Origin of the sequence: Herbaspirillum sp. Sphag64 (genome assembly GCF_014192645.1) — a bacterium.
GTDB lineage: Bacteria > Pseudomonadota > Gammaproteobacteria > Burkholderiales > Burkholderiaceae_D > Herbaspirillum.
Genome location: NZ_JACHYE010000003.1, coordinates 279,856 through 302,837, shown reverse-complemented (window position 1 = coordinate 302,837; position 22,982 = coordinate 279,856). Strand labels below are relative to the sequence as shown.

21 protein-coding genes are annotated in these 22,982 nt (G+C 56.3%); 14 read left to right on the top strand and 7 right to left on the bottom strand.

The genetic code is table 11. From position 1 onward, the window contains the following. Both FHW66_RS08500 and FHW66_RS08495 read right to left on the bottom strand, forming a co-directional pair. Positions 1-447, bottom strand: a complete 447-nt coding sequence (locus FHW66_RS08500; protein ID WP_183379333.1) for a response regulator — start codon at positions 445-447, stop codon at positions 1-3. A 2-nt stretch (positions 448-449) separates the two neighbouring features. Further along, the gene (locus FHW66_RS08495; protein WP_183379332.1) at positions 450-1,544 is read right to left on the bottom strand and encodes an ATP-binding protein; all 1,095 of its coding nucleotides are present in this window, start codon (positions 1,542-1,544) and stop codon (positions 450-452) included. A 419-nt stretch (positions 1,545-1,963) separates the two neighbouring features. On the opposite strand from FHW66_RS08495, the gene FHW66_RS08490 reads away from it, so the two are divergent. The 10 genes from FHW66_RS08490 to FHW66_RS08445 all read left to right on the top strand — a co-directional run bounded on the left by FHW66_RS08490 (position 1,964) and on the right by FHW66_RS08445 (position 9,353). Next, positions 1,964-2,722: an IclR family transcriptional regulator gene (locus FHW66_RS08490; protein WP_183379331.1), complete on the top strand. Its 759-nt coding sequence runs from the start codon at positions 1,964-1,966 to the stop codon at positions 2,720-2,722. 38 nt (positions 2,723-2,760) lie between these two features. Then, on the top strand, positions 2,761-3,522 hold the full coding sequence (locus FHW66_RS08485; RefSeq protein WP_183379330.1) for a transporter substrate-binding domain-containing protein: 762 nt from the start codon (positions 2,761-2,763) through the stop codon (positions 3,520-3,522). A gap of 127 nt (positions 3,523-3,649) precedes the next feature. Next, entirely contained in the window at positions 3,650-4,315 is a 666-nt protein-coding gene (locus FHW66_RS08480; RefSeq protein ID WP_183379329.1) for an amino acid ABC transporter permease, read from the top strand. Then, the gene (locus tag FHW66_RS08475) at positions 4,315-5,097 is read left to right on the top strand and encodes an amino acid ABC transporter ATP-binding protein (RefSeq protein ID WP_304607807.1); all 783 of its coding nucleotides are present in this window, start codon (positions 4,315-4,317) and stop codon (positions 5,095-5,097) included. The genes FHW66_RS08480 and FHW66_RS08475 overlap by 1 nt, the downstream gene beginning before the upstream one ends. 62 nt (positions 5,098-5,159) lie before the next feature. After that, complete coding sequence (gene hutG, locus FHW66_RS08470) at positions 5,160-6,092, top strand: formimidoylglutamase (RefSeq protein ID WP_183379328.1); 933 nt, start codon at positions 5,160-5,162, stop codon at positions 6,090-6,092. 4 nt (positions 6,093-6,096) lie between these two features. After that, positions 6,097-6,714: a HutD family protein gene (locus tag FHW66_RS08465; protein ID WP_183379327.1), complete on the top strand. Its 618-nt coding sequence runs from the start codon at positions 6,097-6,099 to the stop codon at positions 6,712-6,714. Positions 6,715-6,773: 59 nt separating this feature from the next. Next, on the top strand, positions 6,774-7,085 hold the full coding sequence (locus FHW66_RS08460) for a helix-turn-helix transcriptional regulator (RefSeq protein WP_183379326.1): 312 nt from the start codon (positions 6,774-6,776) through the stop codon (positions 7,083-7,085). Between the two features lie 30 nt (positions 7,086-7,115). Further along, entirely contained in the window at positions 7,116-8,399 is a 1,284-nt protein-coding gene (locus FHW66_RS08455; RefSeq protein WP_183379325.1) for an arsenic transporter, read from the top strand. Between the two features lie 51 nt (positions 8,400-8,450). Continuing rightward, complete coding sequence (gene arsC, locus FHW66_RS08450; RefSeq protein ID WP_183379324.1) at positions 8,451-8,882, top strand: arsenate reductase (glutaredoxin); 432 nt, start codon at positions 8,451-8,453, stop codon at positions 8,880-8,882. Positions 8,883-8,918: 36 nt separating this feature from the next. Then, positions 8,919-9,353 carry an EamA family transporter gene (locus tag FHW66_RS08445; RefSeq protein ID WP_183379323.1) on the top strand — a complete coding sequence of 145 codons (435 nt, stop codon included), beginning with the start codon at positions 8,919-8,921 and terminating at the stop codon, positions 9,351-9,353. A 32-nt stretch (positions 9,354-9,385) separates the two neighbouring features. On the opposite strand, the gene FHW66_RS08440 is transcribed toward FHW66_RS08445, so the two are convergent. The 5 genes from FHW66_RS08440 to FHW66_RS08420 form a co-directional block, all read right to left on the bottom strand. Continuing rightward, positions 9,386-12,481, bottom strand: a complete 3,096-nt coding sequence (locus FHW66_RS08440) for an efflux RND transporter permease subunit (RefSeq protein WP_183379322.1) — start codon at positions 12,479-12,481, stop codon at positions 9,386-9,388. After that, positions 12,478-13,596, bottom strand: a complete 1,119-nt coding sequence (locus FHW66_RS08435; RefSeq protein WP_183379321.1) for an efflux RND transporter periplasmic adaptor subunit — start codon at positions 13,594-13,596, stop codon at positions 12,478-12,480. The genes FHW66_RS08440 and FHW66_RS08435 overlap by 4 nt, the downstream gene beginning before the upstream one ends. A gap of 85 nt (positions 13,597-13,681) precedes the next feature. After that, positions 13,682-15,193 (bottom strand): efflux transporter outer membrane subunit, encoded by a 1,512-nt coding sequence (locus tag FHW66_RS08430; RefSeq protein ID WP_183379320.1) that lies wholly within the window; start codon positions 15,191-15,193, stop codon positions 13,682-13,684. A gap of 92 nt (positions 15,194-15,285) precedes the next feature. After that, complete coding sequence (locus FHW66_RS08425; protein WP_183379319.1) at positions 15,286-16,206, bottom strand: LysR substrate-binding domain-containing protein; 921 nt, start codon at positions 16,204-16,206, stop codon at positions 15,286-15,288. Positions 16,207-16,367: 161 nt separating this feature from the next. After that, a complete protein-coding gene (locus tag FHW66_RS08420; RefSeq protein WP_183379318.1) occupies positions 16,368-16,964 on the bottom strand; it encodes an NUDIX domain-containing protein in 597 nt (198 codons plus the stop codon). Between the two features lie 190 nt (positions 16,965-17,154). Between FHW66_RS08420 and FHW66_RS08415 the strand changes: the two genes are divergently transcribed. The 4 genes from FHW66_RS08415 to FHW66_RS08400 all read left to right on the top strand — a co-directional run bounded on the left by FHW66_RS08415 (position 17,155) and on the right by FHW66_RS08400 (position 22,851). After that, positions 17,155-17,910 carry a DeoR/GlpR family DNA-binding transcription regulator gene (locus tag FHW66_RS08415; RefSeq protein ID WP_183379317.1) on the top strand — a complete coding sequence of 252 codons (756 nt, stop codon included), beginning with the start codon at positions 17,155-17,157 and terminating at the stop codon, positions 17,908-17,910. Between the two features lie 718 nt (positions 17,911-18,628). Next, on the top strand, positions 18,629-19,009 hold the full coding sequence (locus FHW66_RS08410) for a DUF2946 family protein (RefSeq protein WP_183379316.1): 381 nt from the start codon (positions 18,629-18,631) through the stop codon (positions 19,007-19,009). Positions 19,010-19,165: 156 nt separating this feature from the next. Next, the gene (locus FHW66_RS08405) at positions 19,166-21,322 is read left to right on the top strand and encodes a TonB-dependent receptor (protein WP_183379376.1); all 2,157 of its coding nucleotides are present in this window, start codon (positions 19,166-19,168) and stop codon (positions 21,320-21,322) included. 2 nt (positions 21,323-21,324) lie between these two features. Continuing rightward, positions 21,325-22,851 (top strand): PepSY domain-containing protein, encoded by a 1,527-nt coding sequence (locus FHW66_RS08400; RefSeq protein ID WP_183379315.1) that lies wholly within the window; start codon positions 21,325-21,327, stop codon positions 22,849-22,851. Positions 22,852-22,982 lie beyond the last annotated feature (131 nt).

Sequence of the window (22,982 nt, the reverse complement as noted above, 5' to 3'; positions counted from 1 at the left end):
TCAGTTTCTTTCAGGATTCGATGGGCTTTGGACTATCCGACGAGGATGGTTCAACATCTCGATGACGCGGGCAATCCCTTCACTAACATCGTTTTTGATGATGTAGCCAGCAACATTTCTCGCTGTGGCGGCCCGCCTGTCATCGGAAATGCGGGACGTTGACAACATGAACACCTCAACACTGGCAAGCGTGCTGTCCTGATGCATGACATCCAGCATTTCAAATCCATTCATGCGCGGCATATTAATGTCGAGCAGCATCATGCAAGGATGACGCAACAGATCCTGAGCACGCAGCACTGCCAGCCCCTCGACCCCATCCCGGGCGCGCAGGATCGGTACAGTGACACCACGTAATTTCAATGCCCGCTCAATCCCCATGGCATCAACCTCATCGTCGTCGACAACCAGGATGGTGACGTCTCCCGCGTGCGCTTGGTCTGACATGATCATGCCCCTGGTTGTGCCTGCAACGGCCAGGAAAACCGAAAAGTGGCTCCTGTATGACCGTCTGATTCCAGCGCAATATGCCCCCCTTGCGCCTCTACTACCTTCTTCACCAATGCCAGCCCGATGCCACTTCCCTCCACTTCATCGCGTGGTTTCAGTGTCTGGAAGATCGCGAATACCCGTTGCTGATGCTCAACCGGAATACCCGGCCCATCATCGGCGACCGAGAATTCGATCCAGTCGCCACTCACCTTTGCACTAACGTGGAGATGACCGTGTTCTTTATCATGGTGCTTGATCGCATTACCGATCAGGTTTCTGAATACCAGTTCCAGCGGCACTTTCCTGGCCTGGATGACTGGCAGCCCGGCATCAAGCTGTAACCGTATCGGCTTTTTACCGGCGGTCAGATCAAACACATCCTTGACCAGCGCACTGGTATCGACCACCACGATGTCTTCATCCGAACGCCCTACTTTTGCATATTGCAGTAAATCATCCAGCAAGGTTTCCATGCGTTTGATACGGCTACGCATCAAACGAAGATAATTTTGGGTCTGAGCATTAAGGGTACCCCCGAGGTCTTCCTCAATCCAGGACGCCAACTGATCAATGCCACGTAAAGGCGACTTCAGATCATGCGAGGAGACATAGGCAAAATTATTCAGTTCTTCATTGATGCGGGTCAGCTCATTGATCAGTAATTGCTGCCGTGACTCGGATTCTTTGCGCTCCGAAATATCGACAATTGCCGCCAACACTTTCAAGCCATGTGATGTCGTGATCGGTGCGATCCCGATTTCTACCTGAAATTCGACACCATCTTTGCGCAACCCATAAAACTCCTTATCGACCCCAACGCCAACTGGACGGGGGATCGGATGTCCAAAATAAGCGCCACGATGGCGCGAATGGATCTCGCGAAAGCGTGCCGGCAATAGCATCTCGATCGAATGCCCCAGCAACTCATCGCGGGTATAACCGAAAATCTTTTCTGCCTGCAGATTGACGAGTTCAATCGTGCCATCTTCACCGGCCAGAATCATCGCATTGGGTGCCATGTCAACGACTTGGCGAAATTGATCTCCTGGCATGTTTCCCCTCATCCCGTGCGGGCTGACGTCCGTGTTGATCAGACGTTCTCTGTTTCACTGCAAACCATTGTTGAAGCATAGTTTTTATTGGGAAAAATTACTGCATTCTCTTCGCGATTCTGTTGCCCATTCGGCACAAGAGAAGAAAACAGCACATTGTCATATCCTCAATTTACGATATATGTTTAATCACCAAAAATAGAGATACCAGGCATTATCAAAAATTAGCTGACGATGACCAGCTTAACGCCCCCACTATGACGTTTTGGTGCCCTGGATACGTCAGTTTTTCCCGGATCAGATCGAACGACACCCTTTCTCACCCGACAGCGACGTGCCTTACAGCATTGACGCAACATCTTTCCCACAAGGTGAGAATTTAATTTTCTTTTGTGAGAAAAATGAGGAATCATCTGCCCATGGATCCACATCAGCCCTTACCGCCGGAAGCCGTTGTCGCCACTAGCGAGCGCTCGCTGATGGTGCTGTCGATGATTGCCCGGCATGGCAAACCAATGACGGTGCGTCAGCTCAAGGACTTGACTGGTTTGCCACTGAGTACCTTGTATCGGCATTTACAGCCATTGAAGAAATGGGGACTGATACAGGAGCAAGACAATTTTTATGCGCCAGGACCGCTAAGCGTTCAACTGGCCTGGGGCTTTGACCACACGTCCTATCTGGTCAGCAATGCGCAGCCCGAGATGGCGCGACTGGCAAAGAAATGCGGAGAGAGTGTCGGCCTGATGGTGGCCATCAACGACCAGGTGACTTGCCTGGACATGGTCGACAGCGAACAGTCCCTGCGCTGCTCCTTCTCCAAAGGGCGCTCCCATCCGCTGACACGTGGTGCGTCAGCCAAGGCGGTGCTGGCACATCTGCCGGTGGCCATGGCCGATAGCATCATGCAACGGCAGCTGCATGGTCAAAAAGACGAGATTGCACGGCTGCACAAGGAGCTTGATTCGATACGCCATCAAGGCTATGCAATCAGTGAAAGTGAAGTTGATTGGGGCGTCTGGGGAATCAGCGCGCCCGTGTTTTACAAGCCGGGACAAGCCGCCGGTGCAATCACGCTGATGGCGCCAGCAATCCGGGTCGAAGACCGGCAAGCAGCGCTGATTGCTGCCACGGTTGAGGCCGCCGCCATTATCAGCGAGCGTCTTGTCTTGTTTTAAGGTTGTTCATTCCAGTCATTTCCTTGAGGGAGCTACTCATGATTCATCGTCGCCATCTTGTCAGCCTGTTCGCCGCTGCCGGTTTCACTCTGCTTGCCGGATTGCCGGCCTTGGCACCGGCTCAAACCGTGGATGTCATCCGCGTTGCTACCGATGCAACCTTCCCCCCCTTCGAGTTTTACAAGGATGGAAAACGCACCGGATTTGACATCGAACTCATCGAGTTGCTGGCCAAGACCATGGGCAAGAAAGTGGAATGGACGGACATCGACTTCAAAGGCTTGATCCCTGGTCTGGTGTCGCGCCGTTTCGATGTGGCATCCTCGGCGATCTACATCACCGAGGAACGACGTCGTGTCGTCAACTTTACAGATCCCTACTATCCCGGTGGTCTGGTCATTCTGACCAAGACCGGCAACAATACGATTAAAACGCCTGCGGATCTGGCCGGCAAGAAGGTCTCGGTACAGGTTGGTACCAAATCGACTGCTTATCTGAAAGAGTTTTATCCGGATGCAGAACGCATCGAGGTTGAAAAGAATCAGGAAATGTTCAATCTGGTGGAGATCGGACGCGCCGATGCAGCCGTGACTGGTAAGCCAGCAGCAGTCGAATACGCCAAGACGCATCCCGGTGTGAAGGTGCTCGACAAACAGGTCAGCGTTGAGCTGTATGGCTATGCCGTACGCAAGGATTTACCGCAGTTGACCGAGCAAATCAACACTGCCCTGAAAAAGGTCAAGCTCGATGGCAGCTATGACAAGCTGGTCCAGAAATGGCTGGCAGCACCCGCCAAGTAAATCAGCCAGTCTCATCATTTACACCATAAAACAAAAAACGGCTTGACCGGCAGGCCCGCATCTAGGCAGTGCAGCAGTGCTGTCGGGAGTGGCTTCCTGTGCGCCCAGCGACATTAAGGAGAACGCAGTGAATCTGGATTTTTTACCAGTACTGGAGGGCTGGCACGACCTGCTCCACGGTGCCCTTACCACCATCGAAATTACAGCGACCTCGCTGGTACTGGGCTGTATTCTGGGCCTGCTGGTTGGCCTTGGCCGACTGGACCGCAGCAAGCGTGTGCGCTATGCCGTTTGCAGCACCTACGTCATTTTCATCCGTGGCACACCGTTGCTGGTGCAGTTGTTCCTGTTGTTCTTTGGCCTGCCGCAATTTGACATCCTGCTGCCAGCATTTCTGTGTGGCGTACTCGGGCTGGGTATCTATTCAGGTGCGTATGTCTCTGAGATCGTGCGCGGTGCGATCCAGTCGATAGACAAAGGGCAGATGGAAGCGGCGCGCTCGCTGGGCATGTCGCAATCCAAAGCGATGCTGACGATCATCCTGCCACAGGCGGTGGTGCGGATGATTCCGCCGCTGGGCAATGAATTCATCGCGCTGATCAAAAACTCGGCGCTGGTCTCGCTGCTGACCATTGCCGATCTGATGCATGAAGGACAAAAGATCATCAGCGTGTCGTATCGCTCGCTGGAAGTCTATATCGCCGTGGCGCTGGTCTATCTGGTGCTGACCAGTCTGACCAGCATGGCCCTGCAACAAATTGAAAAGCGCCTGCGCGCCGGAGGAGCTGTCTGATGTCCACCCCCATGATTAATATTGCCGGACTCGGCAAATCCTTCTCCGGTCACCGCATTCTGCATAGCATTGATTTGCAGGTCCAGCCTTCACAGGTCGTGGTCATCATTGGTCCCAGTGGTTCGGGTAAAAGTACCCTGCTGCGCTGCTGCAACGGTCTCGAAGTCGCGGAAGAAGGCAGCATCGCCATTTGCCATCAGGACTTGCTGGTCGACGGCAAAATGATTCCTGATGCAGCGCTCAATCATCTACGCACACAGGTCGGCATGGTGTTCCAGTCGTTCAATCTGTTTCCGCATTTATCGGTACTAGATAACGTCACCGTCGGTCCTCGCAAAATTCTAGGCACCAGCAAGGAAGCCGCCGAAACAACCGCACGTAGCCTGCTAGCCAAGGTCGGTCTATCCACCAAGGCAGAGGCGATGCCCGCCACGCTATCGGGCGGTCAGAAACAACGGGTAGCGATTGCCCGTGCGCTGGCGATGCAGCCCAAGGTCATGCTGTTTGACGAACCCACCTCGGCGCTGGATCCGGAACTGGTTGGCGAAGTCTTGCAGGTGATGAAAACGCTAGCGACCGAAGGCATGACCATGATTGTCGTCACTCATGAAATGGGCTTTGCGCGTGAAGTTGCCGATGTCGTCGTGGTGATGGATCAGGGACGCATCGTGGAAGCTGGCAAACCGGATCAGATCTTCGTCAATCCCACACAGGAACGGACCCGCAGCTTTCTGCAAGCGGTCTTGAGCCGCAATGGCACAGCGACCCAGCAGGCAGCATAAGCGTAGCAAAAGAGCGGCAACATCAGCGTCAGCAATAAAAATAACGGTAATCAAGGGTTTTCATGAATCATTCTCTCTGGAACGGTCGACAGGATCAGGACAGCGCAGGCGACACCCGCCGGCTTCATCAGGTGGTGCAAGCGTTCACTGCGCAGGCCCGCGATGGTAGTGCGCTGATCGGCTTCGCCTGTGATGAAGGTGTGCGCCGCAATCATGGCCGCATCGGTGCGGCACAAGGCCCGGATGCAATCCGTCGCATGCTGGCCAATCTGCCGGCACATGGCATCACTGCATTGTGCGACGCCGGCAATATCGCGTGTACCGATGGCAATCTGGAACAGGCGCAGCAACAATTGGCCAGCCTGATTGCCGATGTCAAGGCACAGGGAATCTTCCCGCTGGTGCTGGGTGGCGGGCACGAAGTGGCGTATGGCACCTTCCTCGGCATCGCCCGTCATCTGGGCAAGGCGATTTCCCAGCGTCGTATTCTGATCATCAATTTCGATGCCCACTTTGATCTGCGCGAGGCGGAAGAGTCGACCTCGGGCACGCCGTTCCGGCAGATCGCGCAATGGTGCGACTGGGCCGATGTTGAGTTCAACTACCTGTGCTATGGCATCAGTCAGCTCGGCAACACGCCAGCACTGTTCCAGCGCGCCAGCCAGTTGGACGTCAACTTCATGAGCGACTCGGAGGTGGCAAATACCGACATCCAGCAGATCAATACCGCCTTGAAGCAGCGACTGGAACAGGTCGATGATATTTACCTGACCATCGATCTGGACGTTTTGCCCGGCGAAAAAGCACCGGGTGTCTCGGCACCGGCGGCGCACGGCATGGCGCTGGAGAAGATCGAATTCCTGGTCGCCACCATCAAGGCCAGCGGCAAACTGATCGCCGCTGACATTGCCGAGTGCAACCCGGTGCATGACCGCGATGGTCTGACGGCGAAAGTTGCTGCGCGGCTGGCACACCAGATTTTGCATCCGGTTTGATCCCATGGCCTTGCTGATTCCACAATCGCGGCAACGTCTGATGCGCTGGAAAAACGGTGGCGGCATGACCTGCGAACTCATGCGGGTACCTGAGGACAGTTCACTGGAAACATTCGACTGGCGCGTCAGCGTGGCGACGGTGCAGCAAGGCGGTAGCTTCTCTGCCTTCACCGGCGTGGACCGGTCGCTGGCTATTCTGGAAGGCAAAGGGCTCTGGCTGCGTTTGCAAAGCGACGACGTTGATGCTGGCAGGACCCAATCGTTGACACCACGCGATCCAGTATTACGCTTCCCCGGCGAGATCAACGTCGAGTCGACACTGATCGATGGTGGCATCGTCGATTTCAACGTGATGACCCGTCGCAGCCGCTTCGACCATACGCTTGAGCGCATCAGCCTGAACGGACGAACCAGCCTTACCCTTGCTACGCCTTCCCCCGGCGACATGATCATGCTCTATGTGGTCAACGGTTCCTGCCTGATATTGGCGGAGCAGCAAAGACTCCATCAAGGCGAGGCGATATTGTTTGATCAGGAAGATAGTGGCTGCCGACTGGAAGCGGTGGCGGCTGAGTTGATGGTGGTCCGGTTATTTGCAGTGAATTCGTCCACCTTGGCTTGAAAAAAAACATCATTTCAATAATAATTGAAATATTGAGCTAAATAGTTGACACATCGATCATGGAAACCAAAGACATCATTGCCGCCCTGGCTGCGCTGGCGCAGGAGTCAAGACTTGCGGTGTTTCGCCTGCTGGTGCAAGCCGGTCCTGATGGCATGGCCGCCAGTAAAATCGCCGAAAGCATTGCCGTCACGCCCTCCGCACTCTCGTTCCATATGAAGGAGCTGTTTCACGCCGGACTGGTCCAATCACGGCAGGACGGACGCTTTGTCATCTATTCCGCCAATTTCGGTACCATGACCGACGTCATTACCTTCCTCTCCAGCAATTGTTGTGGCGGCAGGTCCTGCGTTCCTGACACCTCCTGCTAATCCAGACTCAACTCCCAAGGATCCACCGCTGTGCTGCTCGCCTTCCTGCTCTTCATTGTTACGCTGGTGCTGGTCATCTGGCAGCCTCGTGGTCTTGGTATCGGCTGGAGTGCCTGTGGCGGCGCACTGCTGGCGCTCGCCACCGGCGTCATTCATCTGAACGATATTCCAGTGGTCTGGCACATTGTCTGGAACGCCACCGCAACCTTCATCGCGATCATCATCAATAGCCTGCTACTGGATAAGGCTGGCTTCTTTGAATGGGCTGCCTTGCATGTAGCGCGCTGGGGCGGTGGCCGTGGACGCACTCTGTTTGTTCTGCTGGTATTGCTGGGCGCGGCGGTCTCCGGTTTGTTTGCCAATGACGGTGCGGCGCTGATCCTGACACCGATTGTGGTAGCGATCTTGCTGGCGTTACGTTTTTCGCCGGCGGCAACGCTGGCGTTCGTGATGGCGGCAGGCTTCATCTCGGACACTGCCAGCCTGCCGCTGGTGGTATCCAATCTGGTCAATATTGTGTCAGCCGACTATTTTCAGATCAGTTTCTCGCGATATGCCAGCGTGATGGTACCGGTCAATCTGGTATCCGTCCTTGCTACACTGGGCGTACTACTCTGGTATTACAAGAAGGATATTCCGTGCGCTTACCCGCTGGAGCAAATCAGGCTGCCATCGGAGGCCATTCATGACCGTCCGACCTTTATTGCTGGCTGGTGGGTGCTCGCGATGTTATTGATCGGCTGTTTCTGGCTAGAAGACAAAGGTGTTCCGATTAGTGCCGTGGCAGCGACAGGCTCCGTCATCTTGCTCATCGTCGCAGGACGTGGACACAAGATTTCAACCAGAGAAGTACTCCGGCATGCGCCCTGGCAAATCGTGTTTTTCTCACTCGGTATGTATCTGGTCGTGTATGGCTTGAGAAATGCCGGACTGACGGCCTATCTGACCAGTCTGCTCAATGGCTTTGCGCAACATGGCGTCTGGAGTGCGGCGCTCGGTACCGGGGTATTGACCGCTGTTCTGTCATCGGTCATGAATAACATGCCAACGGTGTTGATCGGTGCCTTGTCGATCGATGCAAGCACCGCGCAGGGATTGACCCGCGAAGCGATGATCTACGCCAACGTGATTGGCAGCGATCTCGGTCCTAAAATTACGCCGATCGGCAGCCTGGCAACCTTGCTCTGGCTGCATGTGCTGGAAGCAAAAGGTATCCGTATTTCCTGGGCTTATTATTTCCGTGTTGGCGCCTTGCTGACACTGCCTGTCTTGCTGGTGACCCTGGCCGCATTAGCCCTGCGGCTGGGAAGCTGAGTGTCAGTCGTCATCAGTTCACACCAATTTTGATTAACAAGGGATGCAAGCATGACCATCACGATTTACCACAACACCCGCTGCGGTACCTCCCGCAACACCCTCGCATTGATCCGCAACAGTGGTACCGAGCCTGTGATCATCGATTACCTGCAAAACCCACCAACCCGCGAGAACCTGGTGCAAATGATAATAGCCGCCGGGCTCACTACCCGTGCGGCAATCCGTGCCAAGGAAAAGCTGCATGCCGAGCTCGGACTGGAGAATCCAACCCTGAGCGAGGAGGCACTGCTCGATGCAATGCTTGCCCATCCAATACTGATCAACAGGCCATTTGTCGTGACGCCACTGGGAACACGCCTTTGTCGTCCTTCCGAGCTTGTGCTCGACATTCTGCCGACGCCACAGCAAGGCGCCTTCACCAAGGAAGATGGCGAAGTTGTCATCGATGCACAGGGGCAGCGCGTTATTGCAGGCAAATAAGTCAACCTGTCACCAACACCCGACAAGAGGATCACCATGGCAAGCTCCAATAGCTGGTTTTACTGGGCATTACTGTCCGCTGTCTTTGCCGCACTGACTGCCATTTTTGCCAAAATCGGGATTCAGGGTGTCAATTCTGATCTGGCAACGCTGATCCGCACCGCCATCATCATTGTGGTGCTATCGCTGTTCGTGGTTACCACTGGCAAATGGACCAATCCGCTGGCATTGAGTGGCAAAACATGGCTGTTCCTGGTGTTGTCAGGCCTTGCGACGGGTGCCTCCTGGGTTTGCTACTTCCGTGCACTGAAGATCGGCGAAGCCTTCAAGGTAGCGCCGGTCGACAAGCTGAGCATTGTTTTCGTCGCCGTGTTTGCAGTGGCTTTCCTAGGCGAACGACCATCGTTGCGCGAATGGTCCGGGATTGCCATGATTGCTGGTGGTGTGTTGCTGCTCGCGCTCAAGCGTTAGCGCCAGACACGCGCAGCAAGTCGCTGAGCGCATCAATTGTCATGGCTCAGCACGCGCAGCTTACTGACGTCGGCACTCCTTTTGCCAAACAGACGCTTGCACCAACCTTCAAAGCCGTCCACATAGGTGTACACCACCGGCACCACAAGCAGGCTCAGTGCAGTTGAGGTCAAGAGGCCACCAATGACGGCAACTGCCATTGGTTGGCGGAAGCTGGCATCGGCCCCCAATCCAAGTGCAATTGGCGCCATACCAGCAATCATGGCGACTGTGGTCATGACGATCGGTCTAGCGCGCTTGTGGCAGGCATCAACCAAGGCATCAAATACGGACAGACCACGATCTCGGCGGCCCACAATGGCATATTCCACCAGCAGGATCGAGTTCTTGGTCACGATACCCATCAGCATGACCAGCCCGATCATGGAGGGAATATCCAGCTCGCTGCGCGCCATCAACAGCGCTACGAACGCACCACCCAAGGACAAGGGAATCGCTGACAAAATCGTGATGGGCTGCAGGAAGTCATGGAACAGCAAAACCAGCACGCAATACACACACAGGATGCCGATCACGATCGCCATCGCAAAACCTTGACCCAGCTCGGCGGCAATTTCGGCGTCACCCGTCTGGATCAGTCTGACGCTGGACGGCATTTGCTTGACCGCTGGCAGCGTGCGGGCTGCTGCCAGCGCCTCACCCAGCGGCATACCGTTCAGATCGGCATTGACGGTGACATAGCGACGGCGATCATAGCGACCAATCTTGGAGGGCCCGCTTTCGACCGACAAGGTCGCCACCGACGATAGCGGCACCAGCCCGTTGCGACCAGGAACCCGCAAATTGGCGAAGGTACTCAGGTTCTGGCGATCGGCATCCGGCATGCTGACATTGATGTCGACCTGCCGATTGTCCAGATTGAGCTTGGCCAGATTGGTCGTAAAGTCACCGGCGGTCGCGATGCGCACCACCTGACCAATCGCGGCAGTGGACACGCCAAGCTCACTGGCGCGCTGCAAATCCGGACGCACCATGATCTCGGGACGTTCCAGACTGGCGCTGGAGGTAATATTGGAGAGACTTCCGACACCCCGCAACTGGCGCTCCAGTGCCTGTGCGGAGACCTTCAGCGCATTGTCATCATCGCTGGAGAGGATCAGCATCATCTTTTCGCCCGGACCACCGACGCCCATCGTGAAGCGTGCGCCCGGCACCTGCTGTAGCGCCTGCCGCACTGCGCTTTCGATCTTGCCCTGGATTTGTCGCTGCTTGCGGTCTACCAGTGACAGCGTGAGCGAGGCATTGCGCACTTCGCCGGCAGCTACCTGTCCGCCTCCGACGACCTGTGCCGCACCAACTGTCGTGAACACGTTGTCGATGCCCTTCACGCTCGCCAATGCGCTACGTGCTGCTTCGGCGACATGCAGTGTGTCATTGATCGAACTACCGGGGGGCAACTCGACGTTGACTGTGGTATACCCGCGGTCAGCCGGCGGAATCAAGCCACTGGGAATCAATGGCGTCAGCGCCAGCGAGCCAATGAAGAACAGTGTTGCGGCGAGCATCGTGGTCTTGCGATGATGCAGGCACCAGCGTACCGCATGCAGGTAGTTGCGCATGAGCTTGCCGTCTTCCTGCGCGTGGCTTGCCGCCGGCTTGCTCTTGAGCAGATAGGCGGCCATCATTGGTGTCAGAATCCGCGCCACCAGCAAGGATGCCAATACGGCGATCACGGCAGTCCATCCGAACTCCTTGAAGAACAAGCCGGGGACGCCGCTCATCAATGCGGTCGGTAAAAATACGGCTACCAGTGTCATGGTGGTCGCGATCACCGCAAGTGCAATCTCGGTGACGGCATCGCCGGCAGCCTCGCGGATGGGCTTGCCCATGTGGGCATGACGTTCGATGTTTTCGATTTCCACAATCGCATCGTCCACCAGAATCCCGACGATCACCGCTAGCGCCAGCAAGGTCAGCGTATTGAGCGAAAAACCAAACCAGGCCATCGCGGCAAAGGCCGGCAGAATCGACAACGGTAACGCCGATGCTGCGACTACCGTCGCGCGCCAGTCGCGCAAGAACCACCACACCACCAGCACTGCCAGAATCGAGCCTTCATAGAGCATATCCAGAGAGCCTTGATACTGCTCGCGGGTATAACCAACCGAACCTGAAATACGGGTAAAACTGAGTGCAGGGTTGCTGGCCTGCAGATGCGCCAACGCGCTACTGACGTGCTTCTCGATCTCGGTCTCGTCATAGCCTTTGGCGCGAAACACCTTGAAACCGACGACTGGCTTGCCATCGAGCAGGGCAATCTGGGTGCGCTCGGCACTGGCGTCGCTGATCGTCGCGACCTGATCCAGCCTTATCTTGCGACCATTGGCCAGCGTCAGCGGAAACGCTGCCAGTTCGCTTGCTTGCCGTACGGTAGAGACGACCCGCGCGTATTGCTCCTCCTGTCCGAACTGCCCGCGTCCGCCGGATGATTCCTGCTGCATGTTGCGTAGCGCCTGCGAGAGATCGACGGCGGTCACGCCCAATGCTGCCATGCCCACCGGGTCAGCTGCAACCCTGACCTGTCGTGTCAGCCCGCCAATCCGGTCGAGGCGGCCTACGCCCGGCACCGCCAGGATATATTTCCCAACACTATCGTCGACATACCAGGACAGCGCTTCTTCGTCCATGTTGGTGGCACCGATGGCATAGACAACTACTGGCTCACCGCCGACAGTGACTGCAGCAACGGTTGGCTGCTGCAAGTCGGCGGGTAACTGCGAGCGCACACTATCGACCGCATTCTTGGTATCGATCAGGGCATCGGAGAGGTTTTTCTCCAATACGAATTCGGCCGTAATTACTACCTGTCCATCAGTGATGGAGGTATAGAGATGCTTGAGACCGGCAACGGTTGCCAGCGAATTCTCGACACGCCGGGCGACTTCTGTCTCCAGCTGGGCCGGTGCCGCGCCGGGTTGGGTCAGTGTAACGTTGACGGTGGGCAGATCGATATCGGGCAGGTTCTGGATCGGCAGCTTGTGAAAACCCATCACTCCCGCGACAGTCAGGAGGGCAAACAGCAGAATCGCCGGAATCGGGTTACGGATCGACCAGGTGGCAAAGTTCATGCGGGCTCCCGCAAGGAAGGCGTCGCCTGTTTGACTGGCACTACAGGTGCTGCAGGTACCGCAACAGGTTCAGTCACCACGCGCACGACATCGCCATCATTGAGGAAACCGGCCCCGCTGACCACCACCTGATCCTTGCTGCTGAGTCCTTTCACGATCTCGATCTGACTACCCTGCCGCCGTCCGGTTGTTACCGCGACCTGCGTCAGTTTATTGCTGCCGTCCTCATGCAAGGTCAGTACATAGGAGCGGCCATCACGAATGACGATGCTTTGCGCCGGAATCACCAATGCCGGGCTTGCCTTGAGCATAATCGCGCCATTGGCATACATGCCGGCACGTGCCTGTTCGCCGTTGGTGATGTCGGCATACACCGTACCCAGTCGTGAATTGCTATCCAGTGTCGGTGCCAGTTGCCGGACCTGCGCTGTGGCACTGGCGCCACCTGGCAGCGCTAGACTGATCTGTTGATGTGGCGCAATCTGGACCAACTGCTCGGCAGTGAGCTCGCCACGCCACTCCAACCGGCCTTTGAGAATCATGCGGAATAATTCCTGACCACTGCTGACCACTGCACCAACTGTGGCCGTGCGTGAACTGATGATGCCATCATCGGGCGCGATCACTTCGGTATAACGCAACTGCAGCTGCTTGTAGTCCAGTTGGCCCCGTGCGGTCTTGACCAGCGTGGTCGCTTGCAGAATATCCTGTTCGCTGATGCTACCGCTGGCTTGCAACGACAGCGCCCGTTTGGCATTGGCCTGGGCCTGCTCGTAGGAGGCGTGCAATTGCACTTCCTCAGCCTTGAGCAGATCGCTGTTCATGCGTGCCAACACCTGCCCCTTGTGAACATGATCACCCACATTCACGCGTACCTGCGTGAGCTGATAGCCCCCGATCTGACTACCAATCACAGCTTCCTGCCAGGGCGCAATGGCACCCGAGGCGTTGATCTGTTCGGTCCAGCTGGCTTGTATCGGGTGCGTCACGGTGACTGTCAGTGCCGGGGCAATAGTAACGGCTTTCTGGTCCTTGCCGGAGCAGGCTGCAAGCAGACATACCAGCATCAGGACGCTGGCCTTGGCATGCTGCTTCACTTGTTCAGACAGGTTCATTGTGCGGTTTCCTTGGCGATGAATTTTTGCGTGCGTTGTTGATTTTGTTGGCTTTTGATTGCTCTTGCTGGAATTCGCGATGCGATCAATAGACATGATCGATCTGCCCCGTTGCCAGCATCAAACTGACCCAGGCTTGCCCCTGATCACGCTTGGCAGCGATAAAGTTTTCTTCGGCGGTCTGGCGTGCGCGGCGAGCATCTTCCAGTTCAAACATACTGATGGCCCCGGCGTGCCATTGCGCCAACGTAGCTGCGTAACTACGCTGCGCTGATTCGACCGCATCCTGCGATGCAATCACGCGCTGATCAGCAGAAAGCTGCCCGGCCAAAGCATCTTCAACGTTTTGCACCACGGTGCGCAGATTGGCCTGCAAAGTGGCAAGGGCTTCGCGATAACGACCGGTGGCCGCATCCACATTGGCGGCACCGGCGCCGCCGTCAAACAGCGGCACGCTCACTGATGGTCCCAGCGACCAGGCATTGAACGCCACGTTCGTCCCAAACGCCCGTAACCATTGACCGGACAGAGCCGCGCTCAGGCTGACATCGGGCAGACGCTGTGCCTTGGCAACGGCGATATCAGACCAGGCAGCAGCAACCTGTCGCTCCGCCGAGACCAGACTGGGATGCTCGCGCAAGACAGTGGCTGGCAACTCAGCCTGCACGGCAGGCGGGCTCGGCATGATCTGGCTGACATCGGTCAGCAGCGTCGTTGCGTCGGCTTGTGGTTGACGACCAACACCAGACGACAACAAGGCCCTGACCGCCGCGCCAGACTGCCCGCTCAATGCCACCAGCGCATCGACGTCCCGTGTGCATTGCTCCTGCTGGCTGATGCGTGCTGTACGGGCATTGGCCAGGTTGGCCTGGGCACTGAACTCGGCCGATGGTGCGATATAACCCACGGCGCGACGTTGCCGGGTCAGCGCCAGTTCGGTTTCCCGCGAGGCGATATCGGCATCACGCACCTGCAGGGAAAATGCGCAGGCGCGCCATGCCAGCGTAGTACTGGCTACCTGCGCCGCTAGCGAAAGACGAGCTGCCTGCGCATCTGCAGTACGCGCGTCAAGACGGCGCTGAGCAGCATTGGCAGACTCGTGCAGACGTCCCCAGAGGTCAATCTCCCAACTGAAATTCGAACCGATGGTACGAGAAGTTTCCAGCAAGGTCGTGGAGCTGCCGACACCGAGCGTGTTCTCGGTCTTGGCGCGGCTCAGGCTGGCACTGCCGGTGACGCTGGGCAGACGCTGCGCATCGGCCTGCCCGGCCGCCGCACGGGCCTGATCGATCCGGGCGACAGCTTGTGCCAGCGTCGGATTGTCAGCAAAGGCTGACTGGATCAGGCTGACGATGGCCGGATCGCCCAGTCGGATCCACCACTGCCCGTTATCTGTTGTCGCGCTATTGCTATGCTCATCGCTATCGACACTTGCCTGCGCCGATGGCAGACGGTTGTCCCAGTCAGCAGGTGTCTTGAGTACTTGTGGCGCATAGCTCGGCTGCACCGCACAGGCCCCGAGTGCCAGCAGCATCGCCGCAGCACCAGTCGTTCTGAGGTAAACAGGTGAACGTTGCAACAGGTTCGATAACGTCATGAAATTCCGTATTGACTGGTTAAATGGTTTCAACCGTGACGGCATTATTTTTGCCAGAGCGCCCATTCTATCCATTCCTATCCATTTCTGACCTAAGCCATGGTCTGGTCCATGCAGATATCTTGTGCGCTTTGTCCGGCTTCCAGCAGCCAGTTCAGGAACAACTCCAGATCGGCATCATCTGGCGTATCACGATACAGGCAGTAAAACGGTGGTCCCTGCAGCATCACTTCTGGAAATAACGGTAGCAGTTTCCCTTCCGCCACAGCCTGCGCAACCAGAAACTGGGGGGCCAGACCGATCCCGATGCCACTCTCGGCGGCCTGCATCAGGAGCAGAAAGTGGTCATACACTGGACCGGCCAGGGTCTCGCTCGTGGTGACACCGGCTGCATGGAACCAGCATTGCCACATTTCCGGCAGCCCCGCAAAATGTAATAGCCGAGCTGGCCGAAGGTCGCCCGGCTGGTGTAATGCGTGCGAGGCAAGAAAGCCGGGAGAGCAGACTGGTATGGCGCGGTTCGGTACCAGCAACTTTGATACAAAGCCGATGCGGCGCAAATTGGGCTGATGACGACGGATCAGCGCATCGCAAGTCTCATCGAGCTGATCAACCGCAAAGTCGGGCGAGGTGACCAGTTCCACATCAATGTCTGGATGCCGTGCATGGAACGCTGCGAGCTGCGGTAAGAGCCAGCCATGCGCAAACGAGATCGAGGCACTGACCCGCAGCTTACGTCGTGCCGGATTGGCGCGCATCTGCTCTGTCGCTGCTGCCAGTCGGGACAAACAGCCCGATACATCGACCAGGAAGTGACGCGCACGCGGCGTCAGGACCAATGCCCGCCCCTGACGGTCAAACAGGTTCTGGCCCAGGTAACTCTCCAACTGATGGATTTGCTGAGCCACGGCACTGTGTGTCACAGACAGTTCATCGGCCGCCTTGGTCAGGCTTTTGAGGCGTCCCGCAGCCTCGAAGCTGCGCAGGGAGTTCAATGGAGGAAGACGGTGCATGCGCAGGATATATCCAAATAAATCTAACAAAATAGTAAGAGGCTATCACCAACACTTGGTGCTGGCTGATTGTATAAGCTCCTATGAGAGCAGGAAAGAGCAAGTTTCATCAAGCTTTTCCGCACCATGTATTTTGTTAGATTTTCTATCACTGAGCACAGTCAATTATTCCCGGCTGCCTTGCCAAACAGATGCAACTGCGCATACTGCAGCAACATGATGGTCTTACCATCGGCAATCTCTCCTTCCGCCACCATCAGCAGCGCTTGCTGGATGGGTATTTCCATGACTTCTATGTCTTCGCCCTCTTCCCAATTGCCGCCTCCATCGCTGGCGCGTTCATCGACCTGATATTCACCAACAAAAAAATGCAGCTTCTCGGTCACTGAACCAGGACTCATGTAGACCTCAAACACCTTGCGCACCGCGCCAACCCGGTAACCAGTCTCCTCTTCCACCTCGGCCCGAATCCGTCGCTCCGGACTGGCGTTGTCGAGTAAACCGGCCGGTGTTTCCACCAGAAAGCCATCATGCTCCTCACCATAGGTTGGAAAACGGAACTGACGCACCAGTATCACGCTGCGCCGCGTCAGGTTGTAGAGCAGGATCGTCGCGCCATTGCCCCGGTCATAGGTCTCACGACTCATGGTTTGCCAGCTGCCATCGGCGCGCCGGTAATCAAAAGTGGTTTTTTTCAGCAGATACCAGTCGTCCGACAGTACCTCCACATGACGAATGCGTACGCGGTCATTGTTCATATTCCTACTCCTGTGTGATGATGCACGTTTAACCAACACAAATTGCCGATATGGGCAAATTCGTGCAAAACACAGCAACAATATCACGCTTTTTTGTCGAATTTCAAGAAAATACGTGTAAATACATTGTTATAATCAGGCAAAATCGTGCACGTAACTCCGTACTGAACCAGGAAAGCCAGGCCGTACCATGTTCACCAGTCAACGCAAGAAACACTTACTCGATCTACTCAGCCGCGAAGGACGTATCGTCGCCAAGAGCATTAGCGAGAGTCTGGGCGTGTCGGAAGACACGATCCGGCGCGATTTGCGGGAACTGGCAAAAGAAGGATTATTACGGCGCGTCCATGGCGGCGCATTGCCGCTGACGCCACCACTGGTGATGTTTGCTGATCGCCACGGCATTGAGCCAGGTGCCAAGGAAGAAATCGGCCGCGCCGCAGCGGCGCTGGTGCAGCCTGGTCAGGTGGTTTGTATCGATGGCGGCACGACCTGCCTGCAGATGGTGCGTCAATTGCCGCACGACTTGCAGGCAACGGTAGTGACTCACTCACCGTCGATTGCGGTGGAACTGGTCGGACATCCGCAGATTGAAGTCATCATCATTGGCGGCAAGCTGTTTCGCCACTCCGTGGTCGCCATGGGCAGCAGCACGCTCGAGCAGATTGCCGGCATTCGCGCGGATCAGTATTTCATGGGTGTGTGCAGTCTCCATCCCCGCGCTGGCGTGACGGCACTGGACTTTGACGAAGCTGGTGTTAAACGTGCATTCAGCAGGGCCGCAGCAGAAACCGTGGTGCTGGCCTCGCCCGACAAGCTAGACAAAACTTCGCCATTTGAAATCGTGCCATTACGGGAAGTCAGCCGGATTGTGGTGCACCACAGCTGCGCGCCGGAACTGGTGGCACCCTATGCCAGCGAAGGCATCGACATTACGCTGGCATGAATGGGACTAGAGCTCACGCGCAAATGACGATCATTTACGCTGCTGTTGTGCCACAGACCCTTTTGTGTGGCACATGGTACAAGTTGCGTAATGTAGCGGGCCAGTAAACGTCAGGGGCAGACTGTGCTTGCGCAAGCAAGGGATACAAACCAGCCTTCCATTTTCAAAAGCGGCCTTGGTGTGATAAGACTGATCGTCGGGGTTGTGCTGATACATACCTACAAATGCTATTCAGTGAGCTGCTTGTCATAGCAGCAATTGCAAAACCTAAGGGACATACAATTAAGAATCCCTTACAGGGCGCTGAGAATACCATTTGTTGTAAAACGCTGCAGAGGAGGGCCAAATTGGCATCAAAATTGAGTTTGAATCCATTCACCATCCGGGAACGCGCTTCGTGTCGAGAAGCGATTTTTTATGGATATGCACTGTAAAAAATACCATCGAGAAGTCGCCTTGTAATGCTGCGGCGATTGCCTGCTGATCCGTCAAATTTGGCTACTTGAATGAACCATGAAGGTACTCGGAAATGCATGCGGCAGATAAATATTGTCGACATCGCATCGAGAGATCACTTATTTTCCAGCGCCTGGCGCTTGCAACTATCGCTGCTACCGCCTACTGACCGGCGCTGACGCGCCTTCTACATGCGACCAATTGTCGCAGCCCCCCTTCATTGGCAGTCACATTGTCATCCCGCCATGTAGAATCGGCGCCGATGAAAAATACTGCGTACCTGGTCCGACTGTTGTGCTGGCTCTGCATCGTCTCCCTATTGACGATGTTGTGGGCTGTACCCATGCAGGCAGAAAGCGCGACTGTCGTCCACGATGTACCCGGTGACGATGTCTGCTCCGTCACCGGCACCACGGCACAACTGCTTGATCCGACCAGCAAGCAGAACCATCAGGATCATCATCGGCACTGCCCCCTCTGCTGCAAGCACACCATCGCCACTTCCTCACCAGATCGTATCGATCTGGTTCTTGGTCATTTGGTCTACCGTTTTTCCCTCCCAGTCACCAAGGCGCAGGGTTTTGTGTTGCGCTCTGCATGGTTGACGAATCGGCCGCGCGGCCCGCCTGCATTCGAAGCTTAACCCGCTACATCAACACTCCCGCCGCCCTGCTGCGGCACTAGCTCTCAGGGCTAGTGCCGGCATCTGCGCGACCTGCGCCTGTCTCGATCACACTCGTGCGATCAGGCGTAGTGTCGCTCGGCTGCGCTTATCGAACGCATCGAACTCATCATGACCATGAAAAAAACAACATCAACTCGCTCTCCGTACGCCCCCTTTTCTCACCACTGGCTACGTCTGCTGGCCTGCGCACCATGCGCATTATTGCCAACGCTCTCAGTCTGGGCGGCCGACTCCCAGGAAGCTGCCTTGCCAGCGATTTCCGTCTCGGCAAATACTGCCGGCCAACTCGACAAGCCGGTCACAGTCGGCTCCAATCTTGATCTGACGCCATTGGAAACGCCTGCCAGCGTGAGCGTAATCACCCGCGAACAGCTCGATGAATATGGCGACAGCAAGATCGTCGACGCCATTACGCGCTCGACCGGTTACAGCAACATGGGACATCCCGGTAACAGCGGCAGCTCGTTGTCGGTGCGCGGCTTTACCGATACCACCTCGGTCATGTGGCTCTATGACGGCGTACGCCAATATGGCGGCGTCGGTATCAGTTTTCCGTTTGATACCGCTAGCATCGATCACATCGATGTGCTGCGTGGCCCGGCATCCGTGATTTATGGTGACGGTGCTATCGGTGGGGTGGTCAACGTGGTCCCCAAAAAACCAAGCCGGGGACCGATTGAGAGCGAGGTCGGCTTCACGGTCGGTACCAACAATACGCAAAAGATGAACTTTGGTAGCGGCGGTGCGATTGACGACAAGTGGTCCTACCGCGTCGACATCAGTGGCGATCGCTCCGATGGCTGGGTTGATCGCGGCTATTCAAATAATCTTTCGGTATCAGCTGCCTTGCGCCTTGATGTCTCGCCTGAATTGTTTCTGCAATTGAGCTATGCACAGGGACATCAGCGGCCAATGCATTATTTTGGTACGCCGCTGGTCAACGGACAGCAACTGTCATCCCTGCGTAACGAAAATTACGATGTCAATAACAGCGACATCGACTTCCGCGATCGCTGGACCCAACTCGAAGCCCAGTGGACTCCCAACGCTGAGACCAAGGTCCATACGCAGTTGTACCAGATCAACAGTATTCGCTACTGGCGCAATGCGGAGGATTACACCTACAACGCCAGTACTGGCTTGATCGACCGCTCTGGCGCAACCGAGATTCGGCATGATCAGTCACAGACCGGCAATACCACCAACGTCACTTTTGATGGCCACCTGCTGGGTCTGAAAAATCAGGTTTCGCTCGGCTTTGACGTCAATCGCACGACCTTTTTGCACACCAACAACACCTATACAGGCTCCTTCACTTCGGTTGATCCAACCAACTTCGATCCCGGCACCTACAGCAGCGCAGTTGCGTTCCTGCCGCGCTTTCGCAACACGGCGACCCAATATGCGCTGTTCTCGGAAGACAAACTCGACCTGACAGACCAGCTCTCGGTGATGGCCGGACTGCGCTTTGACCATTCCGATGTCTCCCGTAGCGACCTGATCACACCAACCAACAATTTCGAGCAGCAGTTCGCTAGCGTGGGTTGGCGCTTGGGCACAGTATTTGCGGTCACGCCGGAACTGAGCGTCTACGGCCAATATGCCAAGGCTGCTGCACCTGTGAGCAGCATGTTGTTTTTGACCCAGTCCAACAGCAAATTCGACCTCTCGATCGGGCGTCAGCTGGAAGTCGGTATCAAGCAAAGCTTCTGGGCCAAGCGTGGTGAATGGACACTGGCCGCCTATCAGATTCGCAAGAACAATCTGCTCACGCGTGACGCCAGCAATCCGACACAAAACATCCAGATCGGTGAGCAGTCGTCACACGGTATCGAGGCAACCCTGTCGCTGGCCTTTGCTGAAACATGGAAGCTCGACCTGAATGCGGCTCTGCTGCGTGCCCGTTACGACAACTTCTCGGAATCGGTCAACGGCGTGGCCGTCTCGCGTGACGGCAATGTGCCTACCAACGTCCCGGAACGACTTGCCAATGCCTGGTTGAGCTGGGACTTCATGCCCACCTGGACTGCCAGCAGTGGCTTGCAATACGTCGGCCGACGCTTTGCCGACAATGCCAACACGCTCATGTTACCGGCCTACACCACCATCGATCTGGCGCTCAAATGGCAGGCCCGACCTGACACCACGGTCACCTTGCGCGCCAACAATGTATTCGACAAGCATTACTTCACGACTGCTTATTACAACGATACCCAATGGTTGTACGGCCCCGGTCGCGAAGTCATGCTGAGTGTCAATCACCGGTTCTAAGCATGTTCAGTCAAACATGGACGCGTCCACGGCGCTGGATCTATCTGCTGCATCGCTGGGCAGGTATCTTCGGCTGCCTGCTGATGACGCTTTGGTTTGTCAGTGGCATGGTGATGTTGTATGTCGGCTATCCCAAGCTCACGCCCTGGGATCGCCTGCAGCATCTGCCGACACTGGAACAGCAATTGCCCTATCTGTCCCCCGGGCAACTCACTGCGCTTGACATCGGTAGCGTACAACGGCTTGTGTTGCAGGCCACCGATGGTCGTCCGCGCTATGTGCTGCAAGGCGCGGATGGCAAGCGCGCAGTCGTTGATGCCCTTACCGGCAAGGTGGCAGGCAGCTTTAGCACTGATGCAGCGCTGCGTGCGGCGCAGGTATTCCTGCCCGGCGTCCCGGCGCGCTATCTGGGGTCAATCAATGAAGACCGCTGGACACACTCGCGAGGCTTTAACCAGCATCGTCCACTGCACATGGTGCAAATGGACGATGCCGATGCCAGCCTGCTGTATATCTCATCACAGACCGGCGAGATCATCCTGCAGGCACCATTGGCACAACGTCGCTGGAACCTTGTCGGCGCATGGCTGCACTGGCTGTATCCACTCAAGAATCAGCCGGTAGACAACGTTTGGAGCTGGACTGTAATCGCACTGTCGTTCGTCTGCGTACTACTGGCGTGCAGTGGCATTCTGGTTGGCATCTGGCGTTGGCGCTTCAATGGTCGCTACAAGTCGGGCTCGCGCTCGCCGTATGCCAGTGGCTGGATGCGCTGGCATCACCTGCTTGGGCTAGGCTTTGCTGCGATCACGCTGAGCTGGATTTTCAGCGGACTGATGTCGATGAATCCCTTGAGCGTATTCTCGGCAAACATGTCCCCGAATCTGGCTGCCTATACCGGTGAGGTGTCTGACCAGATGCACCTCAACATCCCTCCGGATGCTTTACTACGGCAATTGCATCTCCATGGTTTTGAGGCCGTCATGCTCGAATGGAAGGTGCTGGATGGTCAGCCGTTTGTGCTGGCGCGGGATCAGGCTGATCGCACACGCCTGCTCCTGCAGGACAAGAAAACGCTGACTATCCTGCCGCAGTGGCCGCTGGCACGATTACAGAAGGCGGCGCAACGATTGTTCCCTTATCCGATCACGAGCAGCATGTCGCTTAACGACTATGACAACTACTATTACCGACGCGACCCACAAGCCATGATGGGAGACGCCAGCCGCCACTTGCCTGTGCTCAGGCTGACCTTTGCCGATCCCGGCACAAGCACGGTCTACATCGATGTCAGTACCGGTGAACCGGTATTAAGTCTGGATCGTACTGAGCGTACCGGACGCTGGCTGTTCAGCCTGCTGCACAGTTGGGATCTGGCGCCGATGCTGCGCCATCCAGGCTGGCGCACAACGGTTTTGCTATTGCTCAGTCTCGGTGGTCTGGCGCTGTCGGTCAGTGCCGTGGTGATCGGCTGGCGACGATTACGCCGGAAGTTGGGAGGCAGTGATAGCAAACCTCGTTCGCCCTGAATCAAGAGTAAACCAGCTGCCTAAGGAGTCACGCTATGCCTCAAATTTCCGCGTACCGAAGTTTGTGCCTAGCTTCAACACGTCTGACCACAGCACAATACCAACCCCGCCTACCAAGACTTTCAATGGAC

Bases quoted from the DNA above. Each gene is read 5' to 3' on its own strand.
- FHW66_RS08500 (WP_183379333.1), bottom strand. From the start codon at position 447: ATGTCAGACCAAGCGCACGCGGGAGACGTCACCATCCTGGTTGTCGAC.
- FHW66_RS08495 (WP_183379332.1), bottom strand. From the start codon at position 1,544: ATGCCAGGAGATCAATTTCGCCAAGTCGTTGACATGGCACCCAATGCG.
- FHW66_RS08490 (WP_183379331.1), top strand. From the start codon at position 1,964: ATGGATCCACATCAGCCCTTACCGCCGGAAGCCGTTGTCGCCACTAGC.
- FHW66_RS08485 (WP_183379330.1), top strand. From the start codon at position 2,761: ATGATTCATCGTCGCCATCTTGTCAGCCTGTTCGCCGCTGCCGGTTTC.
- FHW66_RS08475 (WP_304607807.1), top strand. From the start codon at position 4,315: ATGTCCACCCCCATGATTAATATTGCCGGACTCGGCAAATCCTTCTCC.
- hutG (WP_183379328.1), top strand. From the start codon at position 5,160: ATGAATCATTCTCTCTGGAACGGTCGACAGGATCAGGACAGCGCAGGC.
- FHW66_RS08465 (WP_183379327.1), top strand. From the start codon at position 6,097: ATGGCCTTGCTGATTCCACAATCGCGGCAACGTCTGATGCGCTGGAAA.
- FHW66_RS08460 (WP_183379326.1), top strand. From the start codon at position 6,774: ATGGAAACCAAAGACATCATTGCCGCCCTGGCTGCGCTGGCGCAGGAG.
- arsC (WP_183379324.1), top strand. From the start codon at position 8,451: ATGACCATCACGATTTACCACAACACCCGCTGCGGTACCTCCCGCAAC.
- FHW66_RS08445 (WP_183379323.1), top strand. From the start codon at position 8,919: ATGGCAAGCTCCAATAGCTGGTTTTACTGGGCATTACTGTCCGCTGTC.
- FHW66_RS08440 (WP_183379322.1), bottom strand. From the start codon at position 12,481: ATGAACTTTGCCACCTGGTCGATCCGTAACCCGATTCCGGCGATTCTG.
- FHW66_RS08435 (WP_183379321.1), bottom strand. From the start codon at position 13,596: ATGAACCTGTCTGAACAAGTGAAGCAGCATGCCAAGGCCAGCGTCCTG.
- FHW66_RS08430 (WP_183379320.1), bottom strand. From the start codon at position 15,193: ATGACGTTATCGAACCTGTTGCAACGTTCACCTGTTTACCTCAGAACG.
- FHW66_RS08425 (WP_183379319.1), bottom strand. From the start codon at position 16,206: ATGCACCGTCTTCCTCCATTGAACTCCCTGCGCAGCTTCGAGGCTGCG.
- FHW66_RS08420 (WP_183379318.1), bottom strand. From the start codon at position 16,964: ATGAACAATGACCGCGTACGCATTCGTCATGTGGAGGTACTGTCGGAC.
- FHW66_RS08415 (WP_183379317.1), top strand. From the start codon at position 17,155: ATGTTCACCAGTCAACGCAAGAAACACTTACTCGATCTACTCAGCCGC.
- FHW66_RS08410 (WP_183379316.1), top strand. From the start codon at position 18,629: ATGAAAAATACTGCGTACCTGGTCCGACTGTTGTGCTGGCTCTGCATC.
- FHW66_RS08405 (WP_183379376.1), top strand. From the start codon at position 19,166: ATGAAAAAAACAACATCAACTCGCTCTCCGTACGCCCCCTTTTCTCAC.
- FHW66_RS08400 (WP_183379315.1), top strand. From the start codon at position 21,325: ATGTTCAGTCAAACATGGACGCGTCCACGGCGCTGGATCTATCTGCTG.